Annotated in this window: 16 protein-coding genes and 1 pseudogene; 11 read left to right on the top strand and 6 right to left on the bottom strand. The window is 59.9% G+C overall.

What is annotated here, in order from left to right; genetic code table 11:
- Window positions 1-17: 17 nt before the first annotated feature.
- The 3 genes from AC3IUE_RS20935 to AC3IUE_RS20925 all read left to right on the top strand — a co-directional run bounded on the left by AC3IUE_RS20935 (window position 18) and on the right by AC3IUE_RS20925 (window position 4,964).
- Window positions 18-1,370 carry a DUF1329 domain-containing protein gene (locus tag AC3IUE_RS20935; protein ID WP_489263591.1) on the top strand — a complete coding sequence of 451 codons (1,353 nt, stop codon included), beginning with the start codon at window positions 18-20 and terminating at the stop codon, window positions 1,368-1,370.
- A gap of 88 nt (window positions 1,371-1,458) precedes the next feature.
- Entirely contained in the window at window positions 1,459-2,559 is a 1,101-nt protein-coding gene (locus AC3IUE_RS20930; protein WP_489263590.1) for a WD40/YVTN/BNR-like repeat-containing protein, read from the top strand.
- Window positions 2,556-4,964 carry an efflux RND transporter permease subunit gene (locus tag AC3IUE_RS20925; protein WP_489263589.1) on the top strand — a complete coding sequence of 803 codons (2,409 nt, stop codon included), beginning with the start codon at window positions 2,556-2,558 and terminating at the stop codon, window positions 4,962-4,964. The genes AC3IUE_RS20930 and AC3IUE_RS20925 overlap by 4 nt, the downstream gene beginning before the upstream one ends.
- Before the next feature lie 63 nt (window positions 4,965-5,027).
- Here the strand turns inward: AC3IUE_RS20925 and AC3IUE_RS20920 are convergent, their stop codons facing one another.
- Window positions 5,028-5,783: an SDR family oxidoreductase gene (locus tag AC3IUE_RS20920; RefSeq protein WP_489263588.1), complete on the bottom strand. Its 756-nt coding sequence runs from the start codon at window positions 5,781-5,783 to the stop codon at window positions 5,028-5,030.
- Between the two features lie 207 nt (window positions 5,784-5,990).
- On the opposite strand from AC3IUE_RS20920, the gene AC3IUE_RS20915 reads away from it, so the two are divergent.
- Window positions 5,991-6,560 (top strand): YceI family protein, encoded by a 570-nt coding sequence (locus tag AC3IUE_RS20915; RefSeq protein ID WP_489263587.1) that lies wholly within the window; start codon window positions 5,991-5,993, stop codon window positions 6,558-6,560.
- 96 nt (window positions 6,561-6,656) lie between these two features.
- Here the strand turns inward: AC3IUE_RS20915 and AC3IUE_RS20910 are convergent.
- Window positions 6,657-9,455, bottom strand: a pseudogene (locus AC3IUE_RS20910) (multicopper oxidase domain-containing protein); the annotation flags it as partial.
- 281 nt (window positions 9,456-9,736) lie between these two features.
- Here AC3IUE_RS20910 and AC3IUE_RS20905 point away from each other — a divergent pair.
- Window positions 9,737-10,426: a GNAT family N-acetyltransferase gene (locus tag AC3IUE_RS20905; RefSeq protein ID WP_489263586.1), complete on the top strand. Its 690-nt coding sequence runs from the start codon at window positions 9,737-9,739 to the stop codon at window positions 10,424-10,426.
- 289 nt (window positions 10,427-10,715) lie between these two features.
- On the opposite strand, the gene AC3IUE_RS20900 is transcribed toward AC3IUE_RS20905, so the two are convergent.
- The gene (locus AC3IUE_RS20900) at window positions 10,716-11,396 is read right to left on the bottom strand and encodes a TetR/AcrR family transcriptional regulator (RefSeq protein WP_461999017.1); all 681 of its coding nucleotides are present in this window, start codon (window positions 11,394-11,396) and stop codon (window positions 10,716-10,718) included.
- A gap of 86 nt (window positions 11,397-11,482) precedes the next feature.
- On the opposite strand from AC3IUE_RS20900, the gene AC3IUE_RS20895 reads away from it, so the two are divergent.
- Window positions 11,483-12,133, top strand: a complete 651-nt coding sequence (locus AC3IUE_RS20895) for an NAD(P)H-dependent oxidoreductase (RefSeq protein ID WP_489263585.1) — start codon at window positions 11,483-11,485, stop codon at window positions 12,131-12,133.
- Here the strand turns inward: AC3IUE_RS20895 and AC3IUE_RS20890 are convergent.
- Together AC3IUE_RS20890 and AC3IUE_RS20885 are read right to left on the bottom strand one after the other, a co-directional pair.
- The gene (locus AC3IUE_RS20890; protein WP_489263584.1) at window positions 12,090-13,211 is read right to left on the bottom strand and encodes a DmpA family aminopeptidase; all 1,122 of its coding nucleotides are present in this window, start codon (window positions 13,209-13,211) and stop codon (window positions 12,090-12,092) included. The genes AC3IUE_RS20895 and AC3IUE_RS20890 overlap by 44 nt on opposite strands.
- A 226-nt stretch (window positions 13,212-13,437) precedes the next feature.
- Entirely contained in the window at window positions 13,438-14,541 is a 1,104-nt protein-coding gene (locus AC3IUE_RS20885; protein ID WP_489263583.1) for a polyamine ABC transporter substrate-binding protein, read from the bottom strand.
- A gap of 111 nt (window positions 14,542-14,652) precedes the next feature.
- Here AC3IUE_RS20885 and AC3IUE_RS20880 point away from each other — a divergent pair, with 111 nt between their 5' ends.
- On the top strand, window positions 14,653-15,429 hold the full coding sequence (locus tag AC3IUE_RS20880; RefSeq protein ID WP_489263582.1) for a helix-turn-helix transcriptional regulator: 777 nt from the start codon (window positions 14,653-14,655) through the stop codon (window positions 15,427-15,429).
- Here the strand turns inward: AC3IUE_RS20880 and AC3IUE_RS20875 are convergent.
- The gene (locus AC3IUE_RS20875) at window positions 15,413-16,354 is read right to left on the bottom strand and encodes a class I SAM-dependent methyltransferase (RefSeq protein WP_489268910.1); all 942 of its coding nucleotides are present in this window, start codon (window positions 16,352-16,354) and stop codon (window positions 15,413-15,415) included. The two genes, AC3IUE_RS20880 and AC3IUE_RS20875, sit on opposite strands and share 17 nt — an antisense overlap.
- A gap of 267 nt (window positions 16,355-16,621) precedes the next feature.
- Here AC3IUE_RS20875 and AC3IUE_RS20870 point away from each other — a divergent pair, with 267 nt between their 5' ends.
- From AC3IUE_RS20870 to fae, 4 genes are all read left to right on the top strand, one after another.
- Complete coding sequence (locus AC3IUE_RS20870) at window positions 16,622-17,242, top strand: cytochrome b/b6 domain-containing protein (protein ID WP_046046651.1); 621 nt, start codon at window positions 16,622-16,624, stop codon at window positions 17,240-17,242.
- Window positions 17,239-18,024, top strand: a complete 786-nt coding sequence (locus tag AC3IUE_RS20865; protein ID WP_489263581.1) for a molybdopterin-dependent oxidoreductase — start codon at window positions 17,239-17,241, stop codon at window positions 18,022-18,024. Before AC3IUE_RS20870 ends, AC3IUE_RS20865 begins: the two co-directional genes overlap by 4 nt.
- Before the next feature lie 71 nt (window positions 18,025-18,095).
- On the top strand, window positions 18,096-18,377 hold the full coding sequence (locus AC3IUE_RS20860) for a pentapeptide MXKDX repeat protein (RefSeq protein WP_489263580.1): 282 nt from the start codon (window positions 18,096-18,098) through the stop codon (window positions 18,375-18,377).
- A gap of 248 nt (window positions 18,378-18,625) precedes the next feature.
- The gene (gene fae, locus AC3IUE_RS20855) at window positions 18,626-19,138 is read left to right on the top strand and encodes a formaldehyde-activating enzyme (RefSeq protein WP_008043405.1); all 513 of its coding nucleotides are present in this window, start codon (window positions 18,626-18,628) and stop codon (window positions 19,136-19,138) included.

Here is a 19,138-nt window from a genome sequence, read left to right as displayed (position 1 = left end):
ACAGGCGGGCCCTGATAATGACAAAAATTAAACTGCTGTTGCTTTCCACCCTGTCGATCTCAATCTGTGCCAGCACCGCGTTCGCGGCGGTGAGTCCTGACGAGGCGGCGAAGCTCAAAACCACCTTGACCCCCATGGGTGCCGAAAAGGCTGGCAATGCCGACGGCTCCATTCCGGCCTGGACAGGCGGACTGACCAAGGAAGTGGCCGGGGCAAAATCCGGCGATATGCCGGCCGATCCGTTCCCCGGTGAGAAGCCGCTGTTGCAGATCACCGCGAAGAACGCTGCGCAGTACGCGGACAAGTTGAACGAAGGGACGAAAGCCTTGCTGGCCAAATATCCTGACACCTTCCATCTCGATGTGTACCCGACTCATCGAACCGCCGCGGCCCCTGACAGCGTTTATCAAAACACCTTTACCAACGCGACCCAGTGCAAGACCACCAGCAATGGATTGTCGGTGGAGGGCTGTTACGGCGGCATTCCGTTCCCGATCCCGAAAACCGGCAACGAGGTGATCTGGAATTTCCTGCTGCGGGTCGAGGCCGAATCCATTCAGATGGGCTATGCCAACATCATCGGCAATGCTGACGGCACCCGGACTTTGGCCAGCCGTGGCGTCGAGAACTGGCAGTACCCGTATTACTTCAAGGACGGCGGCGTGGATAAGTGGTCAGGGCAGTATGCGCTGCTGCGTTTCCTGACCAACGAACCACCGTTCAAGGCCGGCGAGTCGCTGGTGACGCACGACAGCATCAACGCCCAGGAACCGCGGGAAGCCTGGCAATACCTGGTCGGCCAACGTCGCGTGCGCCGCGCGCCGACCGTGGGGTATGACACGCCAGACTTCGTGGCGTCGGGTGCCAACTACTTCGACGAAGTGCATGGCTTCATCGGCCATCCGGATCGTTATGACTGGAAACTGGTCGGCAAAAAAGAGCTGTACATCCCGTACAACGACAACAAATTCAACGCCGAAAAACGTGACGATGCCTTTGCGGCTAACCACCTCAACTCGGACAAGGTGCGCTGGGAACTGCATCGCGTCTGGGAGCTGGAGGCGACTGTCGCCCCGGGCAAACGCCACGCCGTGCCCAAGCGCAAATTCTTCATCGATGAAGACAGCTGGACGGTCTCGCTGGTCGATGGCTACGACGCCGAAGGCAAGCTGTGGCGTGTGTCCCAAGTGCTTCCATTTGTTGTGCCTTCCATCCCGGCGGTGGTGGTGAAACCGGTGGTGATCTACAACCTGCAAGCCAAGACGTACAGCGTCGTGCAAAGCCTGAACGGCGAAACCTACAGCGTTATCCCGCGCAAACCCGAGAACTTCTTTACCGGTAACTCAGTAGCGTCCGGGTCGGTGCGCTGAGCCTCGCAACAGCGTGTTCACACTTGTGTTCCATGGACGCAGCGCCACTGACGCGGCGTCCACCGAACCGCATCATCGAGGCTCGAAAATGCGTATTCAAACTCCCAGGCTTTTACATCTGCATCCGTTCAAGGCGTTCATGCTGAGCGTGTCTATCATCACGGCGCTCACCGGCACGGCTGCGGCGGCACAAACCGATGGACTGCCGGTGCAGCCATCGATCACCAGCGCCATGGCGGCGCAGTCGGTCATGTTGAGTGTCGCGAGGGCAGGGCAACGCCTCGTGGCCGTTGGCGAACGAGGGTTCATCATCGTTTCTGATGACAATGGCGGCACCTGGAAGCAAGTCAGTTCCCCGGTCAGCATGACGCTGGTCAAGGTTCGTTTCATCGATGACCGCGAAGGCTGGGCGGTCGGGCACGCCGGGGTTGTCTTGCACAGTCAGGATGGCGGGTTGAGCTGGAGCAAACAGCTTGATGGCGTCCAGGCAGCCGAGATCGAATTGCAGGAAGCAAAACGCTTCGACGATGCGGAAAAAATCGCTCAAGCACAGCAACTGGTGGACGATGGCCCCGACAAACCGATGTTGGACCTGCTGTTTCTGGACGCCAAAAACGGCTGGGTGGTGGGCGCGTACGGCCTCGCGTTTGTCACCCATGATGGCGGGCTCAGCTGGCAGTCGATCCGCTCCCGTCTCGATAACCCGAACGGATTGCACCTCTACAGCATCGAGCGGGTGGGCGCGGACCTCTTCGTCGCCGGCGAACAGGGCACGTTGTTGCGCTCAGGTGACGAGGGCCAGACCTTCGAGTCGCTGACTTCCCCCTATGAGGGCACGACCTTCGGTCTCCAGACGACCAGCAAGGGTTCGATTCTGGCGTTCGGGCTGCGTGGCAAAGCCTTCGAGTCCAAAGATCGCGGCGATACCTGGCAGCGTCTCGACACCTTGCAGCCCGTCACCTTGACCAGTGGCCTGCGTCTTGACGATGGCTCGGTACTGCTCACCGATGAGTCCGGCCGAGTGCTGCGTTTCGCGGACGGCGATACCAAAGCCTCTCTTCTTCAAGTGACTCAACCCGGTTACTTCACAGGCATGGCGCAAGCCGCGAACGGTGACCTGATCATCAGCAGTGCACGCGGCATGCTGTCGTCCGTGGTCGCAGTGGAATCGTCGGAGCACGATCAATGAACAGCTTTACGCGTACTGCCGAGCCCCACACCGTCCCTCAAACGGACACCTTCGATCCTTCTTCCGGCACCCTGGTTGAACGGCTGTTGTTCAATCACCGCCGCATCATTTTGGGCATCTGTGTCTTGCTCAGCCTGGTGTTCGGCTACCAGGCGCTGAGTTTGAAGCTCAACGCGGCCTTCGAGAAAATGATCCCGACGGATCACCCTTATGTGCAGAACTACCTGAAGAATCGCGGCCAGTTGGGGGAGGGCGGCAATACCCTGCGGATTGCGATCGAGGCCAGGCAGGGCAGCATTTTTGATGCCGCCTACCTTGAGACGGTCAAGAAAATCAACGACGAAGTCTTTTTGCTCCCCGGCGTTGACCGGTCGTACATGAAGTCCCTATGGACCCCGGCGACCCGCTGGATCGGCGTGACGGAAGAGGGTTTCGACGGCGGCCCGGTCATCCCTGACAACTACGATGGTTCTGCCGGCAGCCTGGAGCAGGTTCGACAAAACGTCGAACGGTCGGGCGAAGTCGGCCGACTCGTGGCTTCTAACTTCAAATCCAGCATCGTGCTTTTGCCGCTTCAGGACATCACCTCGGACGACGGAAAACCGCTGGACTACAACGCGCTCTCAAGCCAGCTCGAACAGATTCGGGCGAAGTACGAAACCGACAACATCAAAATCCACATCACCGGTTTCGCCAAGGTGGTGGGCGATCTGATTGACGGCATGCGGCAGATGCAGCTGTTCTTCGCCGCGACGCTGGTGATTTGCGGCATTGTGTTGTTCTGGTACACCCGCTGCATTCGCAGCACATTGTTGGTGCTGCTGTGCTCGATCATCGCCGTGGTCTGGTTGCTTGGGTTGCTGCCCACCCTGGGATTTGACCTTGATCCGTATTCGATCCTCGTGCCGTTTCTTGTATTTGCCATCGGGTTGAGCCACGGCGCGCAGAAAATGAACGGGATCATGCAGGACATCGGGCGCGGGGCCGACAAGCTGGTGGCGGCACGCTTCACCTTTCGCCGATTGTTTTTGACCGGGCTGATGGCGCTGGTGGCCGACGCCGTGGGTTTCGCGGTTTTGATGATCATCAAGATTCCGGTGATTCAGGATCTGGCCGTCGCCGCGACAATCGGCGTGCTGACGTTGATTTTCACCAACCTGATTCTGTTGCCGATTCTGTTGTCGTACACAGGTGTCAGCAAAGCGGCGGCTCAGCGTGAAGCGGCTAACGACAAGTTCTCGCAGCTGGACGCGCTTCATGCCCGGCACCTGTTCTGGGCTTTTCTGGATCGATTCACCGAGCGCAAATGGGCGAGCGGGGCCATCCTCATCGCCGTGATTCTTGGGGTGGCCGGCTTTGCCGTCAGCCTGCACGTGAAGATCGGTGACCTGAATCCCGGGGCGCCGGAACTGCGTCCGGAGTCGCGCTACAACAGCGACAACCGCTTCATGGTCAGCAACTTTTCCGCCAGCAGTGACAAGTACGTGGTGATGGTGAAGACGCCGCAGTACTTCTGCGCCAACTATCAGACGCTGGTGTCGGTCGATGCGCTGGAAGCCCAGCTGCAACAACTGCCGGGCGTGGTGTCCACCACGTCGTTGGCGGCGCTGAGCAAGCAGGCCGCAGCGGGCATGAATGAAGGCAGCATGACTTGGTATGAGATACCCCGTAACCAGGGGCTATTGAACGCGATCATCACCCGCGCGCCGCGAGAACTGTTCAATCAGAACTGCGACCTGCTGACGGTGTATGTCTACCTCAAGGACCACAAGGCCGACACGCTCACCAGTGTGGTGCAGACCGTCGAGCAGTTCGCGGCGACTCATAACACCGACCAGCTCCAGTTCCTCAATGCGGCGGGCAATGCCGGGATCGAAGCGGCCACCAACATCGTGGTGAAGCGTTCGAACGTGCAGATGCTATTCATGGTGTACGCCGCCGTCATTGCCCTGTGTTTTATCACCTTCAGATCCTGGCGGGCGGTGGTGTGTACGGTGCTGCCGCTGATGCTGACGTCGATTTTGTGCGAGGCCCTGATGGTCGGTCTGAACATCGGCGTCAAGGTGGCGACGCTCCCCGTCATCGCATTGGGCGTGGGCATCGGTGTGGATTACGCGCTGTATATCCTCAGCGTGACACTCACTAATCTGCGCAATGGTTCAAGCCTGTCCGATGCGTACTACCTGGCCCTGCTTTCCACGGGCAAAGTGGTGGTGATGACCGGGATTACGCTGGGCGTTGCCGTGCTCACCTGGGTGCTGTCGCCGATCAAGTTTCAAGCCGATATGGGCATTCTGCTGGGGTTCATGTTCATCTGGAACATGGTGGGCGCTTTGGTACTGGTGCCGGCACTGGCGCATTTTCTGCTCAAGCCCAAGAACCCGCCGTTGCCTGTGAATGGGTGATACCTGACGGCGAGAGCGGGTTCAGTTTCGCTGGACCCGCTGATCATCATCGCCACTGGCGACTCAAGACGGATGCGCGATCTCTAGCCAATCTTCAAACCGGGTCGCTCCGACAATGGGGTTATCGCCGGGCGTGAGGGACTTGTCATTGATCGGGGCGCCGAAGTAAGGAACCGTGTCGTCCGAAACAGCCTCGCGCGGGTCCTTGGTGTGTTTCAGGTATTCACTCACGAATTCGACAATGGGGCGGCGATCCGGCCCGGCCACTTCCACGGTCTGATTGATCGGCGCTTTTTGAGCGATAGCCGTCAGTGCGGCCGCGACATCGACCGAGGCCACTGGTTGCAACGCGGCGGACGTTAAATGGATGGTGTTGCCGTCCTCGCGACCTGAGTAAGCAATAGCACCAATGAACTCGAAGAACTGCGTGGCCCGCAGGATGGTGTAGGGAACGCCCGAGGCCTTGATAAGTTTTTCCTGGGCCATTTTGGCCCGGAAATAACCACTGTCGAGCATCCGTTCGGTGCCGACGACTGACAGCGCAACATGGTGTTTGGTGCCGGCAACCTTCTCGGCAGCAAACAGGTTATGCCCGGCGGTCTCAAAGAAATGCAACGCCGCGTGATCCTCGAATGAGGGGGAGTTGGCCACGTCGACCACCACGTCGGCGCCCTTGAGCGCGTCCGCCAGGCCCTCGCCGGTGATGACGTTGATGCCGGTACTCGGTGACGCTGATATGACTTCATGCCCCAGATCCTGGAGGTTCTTGCAGACTTTGCTGCCGATCAGCCCGCTTCCTCCGATGACGACGAATTTCATGACCAGTCTCCCGATGCGGTGAGTTGGGACAGTCATTAAACACCCGGACGGCGGCCCTATCGGGGCAGGCAATTGCGTGGGCCGACAGGTGGTCGGAAGTCTGAGTGGCAGGTGGAATTAACGGCGTTTATTTGCTTTAGTCCACCTATCGCTGGCATACCTGTACGGCGCCTTAGCTCATGGCGGGAGCCCCGACCGGAGAATTCCATGAAACACCGATTCCCGACCTGCGCCGTGCTGGTGGCCGCCCTTGCATTCGGCGCGCTGCCTTGCGTCCAGGCGGTCGAGTACACGCAGGTCAATGAAACCGCCAGCACGATCTCCTTCACGTATCAACAGTTCTCCTCGCGGGTATACGGCACGTTCGGCAAGTTCGAGGCCAGGCTTGATTTCGACACGGCAAAACCATCAGCAGGCCGGGCCGCGCTGACTATCCAGCTCGACAGCATCGATGCCGGAAGCAGCGACGCCAACAGCGAACTGAAAAAACCAGCCTGGTTCGACACGGCAACGTATCCAGTGGCGACGTTTGAATCGACCGGCGTGAAGGCACTGGGCAACAACCGTTACTCGATCACCGGCAAACTCACGCTCAGGGGAATCACGCACGTAGTGGAGGTACCGGTCCTCCTGAAGGCCGAGAACACCATCGGGATTTTCGATGGCCAGCTGACGCTCAAGCGCAGCGACTTCAAAATCGGTGAAGGTGAATGGGCCGACGGTGTTGTCTCGGACAAGATCAATATCCGGTTTCGGATGGTTGCGCCGGAGCAGTAACCGATCCCCCCTTTAGTGCGCCGCTATCGGCACCGTAACGGCCTGCCCGAGTGCCGCGCACCCAGCTTATCGCTTGCTTCGTAGGGGAAGGTTGCCGTGATCGCCGTTGTCTTTGCCGGTGCGGAAAGTCGGCAGCGCCACGGAGTTCACATAGGTGACACCGTCCCAGCCAGGCAAGGGCGTTGGCATCAACTGGAACTGACCCGGATGCTCGACATCCCAGCGCAGCAACATCGAGGTGTCCTCGTGCTGGGTGTTGTGGCAGTGCTCCATGTAGGTACCGGCGAACTCGCGGAAGTGGAGCGCCACCTCGACATCCACCGAACTGTCGATGCCTTCGCCGATGCGAAAGACGTCCTTGCGCGCCCCTTTCTCCCATTCCGGCGGCGCCTTGCCGTCGCGGCTGAGGATGACCCCTTCTTCGAAATGCACGTGCACCGGGTGGTTCCAGCCGTTGCCGCCATTCTTGATCTTCCACACTTCGAGTGTGCCGTCTCCGGAGAACCCGGCATTGGTCGGACCGGTGGCCAATTGCGGCGCGGCACTGATCCGGCGAGGGTCCATGTTGAAACCGGGACCACCGTCGGTTTTGATGGTCCAGGGGGCTTCGTCTGTGCCATCGGAGCGACCGAAAATGAACTCGCGATGCCGTGCCACTTTGAGTCTGGCCTGGTCGCTCGGATTGTCGCGGTCGATGGGCCGCGGGATCATGATCTTCCCGGCGGGTTTGCCGGGTTTGGCTGGCTCATAGGCCACCGGGTCAAAGCTCTGATCCTGGCCGGCGTAGGGCTGCACAAGCAGTTGCAGAAACTTGCCCACCACGGGGTCGCCCTTGTCCCATTGCGGCCCTTTGCTGGTTTGCTTGATCACGGCTTTGTATTTTTCGGACAGCACGTCCGCCAGCGCCAGTTCGTCCTTCTCCGGACCCTTGCCTGTGCGGTGTTCCATCAGGTTGACGAAGTAGATTTTGTCGCCGGTTTTGATGCCGTTTTTCGCAAAGTTGATGATGATGTCGAAGCGCTCGGCAACGCCTAGCGTCGGCAGGATTGCATTGTGGTCTTGCCGGTCGCCATCGCCATCCAGGTCCAGGCTGCCGTCGAAGGGCACGGCGTGCTCCATGAGGTTGCCGTCGTTGGCAATCAGGTGGAACGGCACTCGGTTGTAGGACACCCCCGATCCTGCAGGCCCTGGGAATTCGCCGCTATTGCCGCTGATTTCACGCACCACGGCAAACTTGAAGAAACGCGACACCGAGCCGTTCAAGATGCGGAACCGATAGCTGCGCGCCCGGACTTTCAGACGCGGTTGGTACTGCCAGTTGACCAGCATCTGATCCCCGAGAAAGCCGTCGGTGTTGAACGGGTTGAACCACAACTGACCGGCCTGATCCCACGCCTTGTCGGCGACCACCAGATTGACGTCATAGTCGCGGTTGCCCCACGGCAACGCCGAGCCACTGGGAAGTCGCAGGTTGACGCCGTCACTCACCGATTCATTACCGCGGTCCAGGGCGCTGTAATAGTTCATCATTGTCGCGTTGCCCTTGTAGACGTTCTGCGCGGTGAAATCGAGCATGTGGTCGTGGAACCAGTGGGTGCTCATGGTTTCGCGCCAGTCGCCACGGATCTTGATGCTGCCGTTTGCACACGTCTTCAGGCCCGGGCTGGTGTCGTTGACGTACAGCGTTTCGCCCGGTGAGCAGGGGAACGCTGCGCGCGGATCTTGCGCGGTGGTGTTGATGCTGTCGTAACCGGCCAGTTGCAGCGGCCAGCGATAATCGTAGTACTGCCCCGGAAAGAAAAACGCGTTGGCAAAGCCGTCGCTTTCGGCGGGGGAGTGACCGTTGTGTTCGTGGGTGCTGAGGGTGTGCAGGCCAAAACCGGCGTTGGCCGCCGGGTCGATCGGCAGGGCGTTGTAGTGACGCATCAGCAACGGTTGGCCGTTGCGGACCATCAGCAATTTGGGCGGCACAGTGCCGTCGAAGGTCCACAACGAGTTGTGATTCTGCACCGGCATTCTGGAGTGAAAACGCGCGTCGATGCCCCGAGTGGTGCCCGCGGTTTCAGGGATGTCCGAGGTTTGGTAGTAGAGCCCGCCGGGGGCGAATTCGCCGTTGGCGTAGTTGTGCAGTTGCTTTCTGTCCCGCAGGCCCTGATTGGTCCGTGCGCCCATTTGCACGGTCTTGAACTGGACCTGAGGATAAAACTCGTTCCAGCGCTGATGCGACCAGCCTTTTCCCGGTGGCCGACCTTCGGCGGGCGAGCCTACCGGATGACGATTGAGGAAGGCTTCGATCTGCGCCTTCCACGGGTTGCGGTCCAGCACGTTGGAAAACTGTGACGGGAACGGAAATAGCCCCGGCTGGCGCATGAACGCTTCAATCGCGGCACTCGACGGGCCGCTGCGGGCGACGTTGTTTGGATCCTGCTGAGGCGCCGGGCCGGTGGTGGGCACCGGGAATGTCAGGAGCGGTGGCGGGGTGGTCGGGTCGAGTTTTTCCGAACCGAGCTCTTCGAACAGCAGCAGTTGCTGGGTGAACGGTTCGGCCCCGAACAAGGGGCTGGGTTTCCCATTAGTGGGGAAGTTGAACGACGTCTGCAAGTTTGGCGGCAGCACGTTGTCGGCCCGCGGCGTGGTTCTGTCACCGAATACGCCGTTGGGCAGGGCCAATGCCCCTTGATTGGCCGGCGGCAAGGTTTTCAATGCCTCCAGCGCTGCCTTGGGATCGGCGGGAGGATTGACGAAGGCCGAGGGGTCTGTCGGTGGCGGAGGACCGAAGTCATCGAGCGGTGCAGCACTGGCCGTGGTCAGGCTGAAGGTGATCAGCAGTACGGAGAAGGCACCCGGACCCCGCAAGTAGATGAGCGAGCGGTGCTCCGGTGGTGCGATTTTCATGGTTTTCCCCTCGCGCCATGCCCAAATGGCAGCTGCGCTGCAAGGGCCGAAGCAAAAGCCGCACCATGCATCTTGAGGAGATTAAAACCATTAATAATCAGCAAGTTGTATGAGTTTTATGTTGTCAGCGTGTAAAGGCAGGGTTTGCAAGTGGGGGATATTCCTCACTGTTGGGGAACGATCATCAAGGCCAGGTTTTGCGGGTAAAGCTGAGACAGCACGTTATGATAGGCACGCCCGCGAACACATTCTTCACGTCCGCCCCAGAGTCAGAGCCACGAATGCCCCAGATCACCCATTTCAAAACCCCGTGCCCCGAGCACATCAATAGCCAGATCCTGCAAATGGTGGTCGATTACCTGACCGACATCAGCATGGTCGCTATCGCGCCGAGCAACCTGTTGTACAACGTGTACCAGTACGCGATCGGCTACGAGGTTCACCTCTATCTGGAGGCGTTGAACGGGGCGAAAGGGATTGCGGTGGAATTGCTCGTCGCGACCGACGATGACGACCCGGAGAAGGTCGTCGGCTTCTTGCTGTACCTGCCGGTCAAGGACGATCCTGATGCATGCGGCGTTGCGTTTATGGCGGTGAGTGCCAGCCATCGACGCCAAGGCATTGCCCGGCGGATGCTGCGGGAGATGGTCGGCCGCTATCCTCATGCCGAGCTGACGTGCGCGGTGGCCAAGGTGCCGTATTTTGAGGCAATGGGGTTTCAGGTAGTGGGCGTGCGCGCGACTCAAGTGCTGATGAACACCCGTGACCATGGCACCGACGGCTTGATGGCCCTGCTGGACGTGGCGCCGATCTACAGCTCGCTGGAGGTGCGACAGATTCATACGTACCTGCTGCAAAAACACGGCAAGCGCGCGATGCACGATGCGGAAAAGCAGCGTGACCGGCATCTGGACCAGATGACGCGAAAAGCGAATGAGTTTGTCCGCGAGCGACTGGAGGAACTCGGTTAACTGTGGGAGCAAGCTCGCTCCCACATTGGACTTGTGTTGGTTGTTGGATCGAATCCGATCAGACGCGCAAAGCCCGGCCAAATGCCGGGCTTTTTAGTGTCTGGAAATCGTGCAGATAAAAAAGAGCCTCAACGCTCTTTGATGGGGAGGAAGTAGAGCCCTTGAGGCTCAAGATGCGCATGAAACAAGTGGTGAGCTTGTTGGGGGTTCAGTTCACCCACCACTTACGCAGCGGCTTGAGCAAACAAGCGGCTGCGTAGAATCATCGTAGAAAAATGGGGTTTGGTGCTCAAGTACCGCTAGTCGAATCCATCTGTCCGGCGTCAGTTTTCGCGATGTTTCCAGCGTCGCCACGGGCACTTCTTTCGACCATGGCGGTGATGGTTTCGTACAGTTCGTCCTGTGCCTGCGCGGCGCTGATTTCTCCATTAGCGGCTGCGTGTGACAAGGCTTCCGCCGCGCCGAGCATCGCCCGTAATCCCGCTGCCTTGATCTCACCCGCGCCAGCGAAAGGGGCGAGGGCGGTTCGGCATTTGTTCAGGAAAATAGCTTCGTACTCGTGCTTGATCTTCTCCAGTTCCGGAGAGCTGGCGAGTGCTGCGATGACGCCGGGGATCTCGTTGCCCTGAAGCAGCACGCAGTCGACGTACGACGAAGCGATCACCCTGGCGGTGCCGGGCAAAGTCGGTTCGCTGTCCTGAAGCGCCGCATCCATCAGCGCTGTCTGCCGGGCATCGAAGTCTTGATAGAGCGCCGCCAACAGCCCGGGTCGCGTGGTGAAGTGATCGTACACCACCGGTTTGGTGATCCCGGCTAGCTCGGCGAGTCGCCCCAATGTCAGCGCGTCGGTGCCTTCTTCCCGAACGAGTTGCCAGGCGACGTCCAGCAACTGGCGTTGGCGGTCCTCCCGGGACATTCGTCGTCGCGGTTGCGGCGTGGAATCTTGCGCGTCTGTTTCGGTAGTTGACATGACTATGTACCAAAAGTAACTTACTGATCGTAACTTACCAAGAGTATATAAGGTCCGCCCTGTGCTCTCAATCAGGAGTTTCCAGCATGCACGCGCTTATTGTTGTGGCTCATCACGACCCTCGTTCGCTTACCCATAGCCTGGTGGCGCAAGTCGCTCAGGGCATCGCCCTGGACGATCCCGGTCATACCTTTGAAATCGCCGACCTCTCGGCCGAAGGGTTCGATCCGAGGTTCAGCGTCTCTGATCTGGCAGTGCATCACCGGGAAGCGCTGCCCCCTGCCGATGTGGTCGCCGAGCAATCGCGGATAGACCGCGCCGATGCGGTGGTGCTGGTTTATCCCGTTTACTGGTGGTCGATGCCGGCGCTGCTCAAGGGCTGGATTGATCGGGTGTTCGCCAACGGCTGGGCGTTCGATTTCACGGCGGATGCCAAGCTGGAGAAGAAGCTTGGTCACCTGCGGGTTCACCTGATCGGTGTGGGCGGTGCCGACGCTGCCACCTACGCCCGGCACGGTTATGCCGAGGCCATGAAGACGCAGATTGACCATGGGATTTTTGATTATTGCGGTGCTCAGGTGGTGACGTCCGAGTTGCTGCTCGAATCGGAAATTCAGGATCCGGCTGTGCATTTGGACGCCGCGAGAAGCCTCGGTCGCGAGCTCTTTGCGGCCTCCAGACGCCTTAGTCCTGTTAGACCTGCTCTCCCGGCCAACCCGCTCGACGCAAGGCGTTGAGCAGCGTCCCGGCGTCCAGTCCCGGCACCGCATGGCCATTGCCCTCGGCGGTGTCTGAGGCCAGCAAGGCATTGATGATCGCTTCCTCCACCGCTTCGGTGGCGGCCAGGAACAACTCGCTGATGTGGTCATTGTTGACCATGCTCAGGTTGTCGGTGGTCGGCGCGCGCTTACTCTCATAAGCGGCCGGCGGCACGTGCTGATTACCGGTGGCGAAGGCGATGAAAATGTCACCGCTGTGGTCTTCATTGCCGCCGCCGGTACGGGCCAGGCCGAGGCTGGCGCGCTGCGCGAGGCGCGTGCATTGGTGCGGCAGCAACGGCGCATCGGTGGCCAGGCAGACGACGATCGAGCCCATGCCCGGATGCGGCAAGGACGCTTTGAGGAACGGCGAATCGGCCTGTTCCATGTAGCGCCCGGCCGGGTAACCGTCAACGCGCAGTTCGTTGCGGATGCCATGGTTGGCCTGGACGATGGCGCCGACGGTCCAGCCGCCCTCAGCACTGCTCAGACGTCGCGAAGCGGTGCCGATTCCACCCTTGAATTCGTGGCAGATCATGCCGCTGCCACCGCCGACGGCGCCTTCGGTCACTGGACCGCCCACTGCCGTGCGCAGGGCTTCGGCCACATGTTCGACCTTCACATGGAAACCGTTGATGTCGTTGAGCAGACCGTCGAAGGTCTCCAGCACTACCGGCATGTTCCAGTAGAGTCGCCCGTCATCGGGCTGGTTCTGGCGATCCAGCGTCACCAGCGCATCGCGCACAACGCCCAGGCTGTGGGTGTTGGTGAAGGCGATCGGGCTGGTCAAAAGGCCGGCCTCGCGAATCCACTCAAGACCCGTGGCGTCGCCATTGCCGTTGAGCACATGGACGCCGGCAAAGCATGGTTGCAGGCTGGTGGAACCGGCACGCGGTTCGATCACGGTGACGCCGGTCAGGATGTCGCGGCCGTTCGCCGTGCGTCCTCGTACATTGCTGTGGCCGACCCGGACGCCGGGCACATCGGTGATGGCGTTGAGCGGGCCGGGTTGCAGTTGGCCGAACTGGATGTTCAGGTCGCGGGCACGTGGTTTCATCGTTTCTCTCATCTTCAATTCATTCAAAAAAGTTATTGGCTAACGCAATCCCTGTAGCAGCTGTCGAGCTTGCGAGGCTGCGTTCGGCTGCGCAGCAGTCGCAAAGTCTAAGTACGCGGTGCTTCAGGGGGATCGCGTTAACCGGATTCACGACTGCTTCGTCCGAACGCGGCCCGAACCGAACGCAGCCTCGCAAGCTCGACAGCTGCTACAGATCCCAATGGGCTTACTGACCGTTTTTGACTTTGCTCCAGATCCGCGTCCGCACGCGTTCGGTGGCGGGCGGCAGAGGCTGAAGGGTGAATAACGTGGCCATCGCTTCGGCCGACGGATACACGGCAGGATTGTTGCGGGTCGCTTCGGCCACCAGTGGCGTCGCGCTGCGGTTGCCGTTGGGGTAGGAGAGGTGATCGCTGACCGGCGCGATGACTTCAGGGCGCATCAGGTAGTCGATGAAGGCCAAACCCTGTTCCGGATGTGGCGCGTCCTTGAGCAACACCAATGTGTCGAACCACACCGGCGCGCCTTCTTTCGGCAGGCTGTAGGCGATCTTCACACCGTTGTTCGCCTGCTCGGCATTGGTCTTGGCCTCTAGCATCGCGCCGGACCAACCCACCGCCACGCAGATGTTGCCGTTGGCCAGGTCGCTGATGAACTTGGATGAATTGAAGTAGGCGATGTGCGGACGCAGCTTGAGCAGCAGCGCTTCAGCCTTCTTGTAGTCCTCGGGGTTGGTGCTGTTGGGTGGCAGGCCGAGGTAGTGCAGGGCGACCGGCAGCATTTCGGCCGGTGAGTCGAGCATGGCTACGCCGCATTGGCCGAGTTTGGCCAGGTTTTCTTCGTTGAACACCAGGTCCCAGGAATCCACCGGCGCCTTGTCGCCCAGCGCCGCGCGGACTTTGTCGATGTTGTAGCCGATGCCGTTGGTGCCCCACAGATAGGGCACGGCGTACTGGTTGCCCGGGTCGTTGTTGGCCAGTTTCGCCAACAGGTCAGCGTCCATGTTTTTGAAGTCAGGCATCTGAGCGTGGGGCAGAGGTGCAAGGGCGCCGGCCTTGATCAGGGTCGGCAGACTGAAGTTGCTGGCCACCACCACGTCGTATCCGCTGCGGCTGGTGAGCAATTTGCCTTCCAGCACTTCGGCGCTGTCGAAGGTGTCGTAGACCGGCGCGATCCCGGTGTCACGCTTGAAATCCTGCAGGGTCGTGGGACCAATGTAGTCATACCAGTTGTAGACGTGAACCGTCGGGCCGTCAGCGGCAACCGCCGATAGCGAGACCGACAAACAGACGCCCAGTCCGAGATTGATATGCGAGCGGTGACGACTCATGATGCGGCACTCCTGGCCTGCTGCAGGCCGGTGATGATCAGGTGCTTGCAGCGTATCGGCCGGGAGTGGACTCACCCATTCCCATCATGGGTTACTCGAAAGGGGTAGGGCGTGGACGCGTTGTTGAAAGAGTTACCGGTGCACCAGGGGCTGGCGCGGGTATTTGGTGCCGTGGGGCAGGACGGGTTCTGGCGTGCGCTGGTCGACACATTGCGGCTGCTGGTGCCGATGGACAACGCGTTGGTCGCGGTGATGCGGGCCGGGCGGGTACCGCGTCTGCTGATCGATTTCGACTCGAAGGGCGGTGCTAGCGAGCAAGAAGAACTGGCGGATTACAGCGCCGGCATGTACCTGCTCGATCCGTTTTATCAGGCCGCCTGTGCCGGTATCGCCGACGGTTTGCACAGCCTCGAATCGGTGGCCCCCGACCAGTTCCAGCAGAGCGAGTACTACCTGAGCTACTTCCGCACGGTGGTGGGCGGCGACGAGTTGCAGTTCATGATCAACGTCGATGGCGCCGTGCTCGGTTTGTCGTTGGGACGCTCGACGCGATTCACGCTTGAGGAACAGGGCCGCCTGCTTTGCGTGCGCGATTGGGTGCTGGCGGCGATGCGCCGTCACCTGCAATTGATGCCGCCGGAAGGACCGGCCGCCGAGGCGGTTGCCGGGGATCTGGCGACCCTGCTGGATCGCTTCGACGTGCGCCTGTCGGTGCGGGAAATCGAAACGGCGCGGCTGATTCTTCAGGGCTTCTCAAGCAAGGCCATCGCCCAGCAGATGGGCATTTCCCCGGAGACGGTGAAGGTGCACCGGCGCAATCTCTATCACAAGCTCAATGTGAATGGGCATGGTGAGTTGTTTGCGCTGGTGCTCAATCCTCCAGCCTGAACACCAACGCCTTCAACCCGCATTCAACATCGGCATCGGGAAACTCCGGCGGATTGTCCAGCCGTTGCTCGAAACGCAGGCTCGGTGCTTCGCGGGTGACGCCGTCGATGAGGAAGTCCGCACCGAACGCCGGATCGTTCATGCACGCCAGCACCGTGCCCTGAGGGCTGAGCAATTCCGGCAGTCGGCGCAGCACGCGCTGGTAGTCCTTGGTCAGCAGAAAACTGCCTTTCTGAAACGACGGTGGGTCGATGATCACCAGGTCGTAAGGGCCCTTGCCGATCACCTTGCCCCAGGACTTGAACAGGTCATGACCGAGGAACGTCACCTTGCTCAGGTCGTGGCCGTTGAGCCGGTGATTGTCGCGCCCACGACTCAGGGCCGGGCTGGACATGTCCAGATTGACCACGTGCGTCGCACCCCCTTCGATGGCCGCTACCGAGAATCCGCAGGTGTAGGCGAACAGATTCAGCACGCGCTTGCTCTGGGCATTGGCTCGCACCCAGTCGCGGCCGTAACGCATGTCGAGGAACAGGCCAGTGTTCTGTTTGCGGCCCAGGTCCACCCGATAATGCAAACCGCCCTCGGTGATCGTCATCTCGTCGATCGCGTCCCCCAACAGCCACTCGGTGGTGCTTTGCAGCAGGTAGCGATGTTGCAGCAAGAGCGTGTGCGCGCCGGATTGCGTCCACGCGGGCGATTGCGTGACGTCCATCAGCTTCTGTTTCAACGCTTCCAGCTGCGACGCCTCGGGTTCCTTGAACAGCGACACCAGCACCACGCCCTGCAACCAATCGACGGTCAATTGCTCCAGTCCCGGCCAGCACCGGCCACGGCCGTGGAACAGCCGGCGGGTTTCGGCGGGGGCAGTGGCCAGTGCTGTCAGCAGATGGTCATGCAGCGTGGAGAGGGCTTCAGCGTTCATCGGGTACGGTCGGCAATTGGAAGGGGGCGGCATTCTAAACACAATTGAGCCAAGGGTGGACCACGTAAAAACCTGTGGGAGCGAGCCTGCTCGCGATGGCGGCATTACATTCAACATCAATATTGACTGATCTACCGCTATCGCGAGCAGGCTCGCTCCCACAGGTTATTGGGGGTAGTTATCACGTTTTATTTAACTTTACGTGAGGATTTGGCGATCTGTCGGCTCGCATAATCGGCTCCAACGATCAACCGCCGGGAGCCGAACATGTCGCAGTTACCTGCTTCACCCACAGTCAGCACTCATCCCCGCTGGCTACGGCTGACCCATTGGCTGAACGCCCTGGCGGTGTTGGTCATGGTCACCAGCGGTTGGCGAATCTATAACGCGTCTCCGCTGTATGACTTCAGTTTTCCCAAGGCAATCACGTTGGGTGGCTGGCTCGGCGGCGCATTGCAATGGCATTTCGCGGCGATGTGGTTTCTGGCCGTCAACGGTCTTGTCTACCTGATCATCAACCTCGTCAGTGGTCGTCTGAAACGGCGCTTTTTCCCGGTTTCGCCTAAAGGTGTCCTGCATGACCTGTGGGCGGCATTGCGGGGCCGATTGGGGCATGCCGACCTGAGTCATTACAACCAGGTGCAACGGGTGGCGTACCTGTTCGTGATGGTCGACATCACGCTGCTGGTGATTTCCGGGCTGGTGTTGTGGAAGTCCGTGCAATTTCCGCTGTTGCGTGAACTGCTAGGCGGTTACGAAGGCGCGCGGCATGTGCACTTCATCGCGATGTCGCTGTTGGTGGCCTTTGTCGCGGTTCATCTGGTGATGGTCGCGCTGGTTCCCAAAACGTTGTGGGCCATGATTGTCGGTCGCAAGGAGGTCGTATGAAAAAGCGCATTCAAGGCTCAGGGCTGGACGAGTCGTCCATCCTGACAGACGCCAGAAAGATCCTCGCACCACAGATCGAAGATCGCTCACGGCGCTCGTTCCTGATGCGCAGCCTGACCCTCGGCGGCGTGGCCATGTTGTCCGGCTGCAACATCACCGACAACGAGAGCGTCGAAACCGCGTTGTTCTCCATGTCCCGGTTCAACGATCGGGTGCAAGGCTGGCTGTTCAATCCCAACGCCTTGGCACCGACTTATCCCGAGTCAATGATCACCCGGCCGTTTCCTTTCAATGCCTTCTACGGCATCGACGAGGCGCCGACGGTGGAGGAAGAGAGTTATCGACTGGAAGTGACCGGCATGGTCGCCGACAAGCGCAGCTGGCGCCTGGAAGAACTGCGCGCCATGGCCCAGACCGAACAGATTACCCGACACATCTGCGTCGAAGGCTGGAGCGCGATCGGGCGCTGGGGCGGCGTACGGTTCAGCGACTTCCTGAAGCGGGTCGGTGCCGACACGGATGCCAAATATGTCGGCTTCAAATGCGCGGACGACTACTACACCAGCATCGACATGGCCACCGCACTGCATTCGCAAACCTTGTTGACGCTGACCTATGACGGCGCGGTGCTGCCTCGCCAGTACGGCTTCCCGATGAAGCTGCGCATGCCCACCAAGCTGGGCTACAAGAATCCCAAACATATTCAGGCGATTTTCGTCACCAACACCTATCCGGGTGGCTACTGGGAAGACCAGGGCTACAACTGGTTCGGTGGCAGCTGATAGCGCCTGGCCACTTTACTGCGCAGCGCCCGCTGCGCTCATTCGCAACCTGTGCTTCAAGGAGTTTCATCATGAAAAAGTTAGCGACCACCGTACTGTCCATGTGCCTGGCGTTTGGCGCCGCGAGCGTGTTTGCCGCCGATGCAACCACCAATAACAGCATGAGCAACGACAGCATGAGCAAGGATTCAATGTCTAAAGACACCATGCACAAAGACACGATGAAAAAGGACGCCATGTCCAAGGATTCCATGAGCAAGGACGCGATGAAGAAAGACACCATGTCCAAGGACGGAATGAAGAAGGACGCGATGTCCAAGGACACCATGAAAAAAGACGCGCCGTCGTACTGATCCGAACTCCGTCAAATGGGGGTATGACTTGAAGTCATGCCCCCATGACTTTTAATGGTTACAGCCCCGCCAACCCCCAGTGTTAAAAAATCGCAAACACAGCTCATCAACAACAAAAAAGAGCGTTTGCACCCATGACTCATCCTCACTGCCACACCCCGCGCTCTTCGAACCCCGACATTTGCCACGCGACCTCCACGGTTCGCGTGCACTTCTGATCAACCCAAATCCCTGAAGAGTAATAACTCATGAAAGAACTCGACCTGTACATCGGTGAAGGCTTCGAAGGCCCGGGCGTGAATGCCGCGCACATCAACATTCTGATCGGTCCGCGCAACGGCCCGGCAGGGCAGGCGTTTGCCAATAGCCTGGCATCGCCAAGCCAAGGGCATTGCCCGTTCATGGTGATCGCCCAGCCGAACATTCCGGTCAAGCCAATGACCCTTTATGTCAACAAAGCCGCGATCAGCAGTGACCTGCACGGCAACGCCACGTGGGGCGCGTCGCAGGCCGGGATCGCCAAGGCTGTGCTTGAAGCGCTGCTGGACGGCACCTTGCCGCCGGAAGCTGAAGACGAGTGGGCCATCGTGACCGCGAACTGGGTCAACCCGGCCTGCGACGACCTGGATGCGGTTTACCTGAACAACTACAACGCCTGCCGCACGGCGATTCGTGCGGCGCTGACCGGCAAGCCGGAAACGGCGCAACTGGCGGATGTGGTCAATCACATCAGCAACCCTTTCTACACGCCAAAAGCCTGA

It is taken from the genome of Pseudomonas sp. GL_093 (assembly GCF_057837605.1).
Note: the sequence above shows the minus strand (reverse complement) of the source record. Positions and strands in the feature narration are given on the sequence as shown.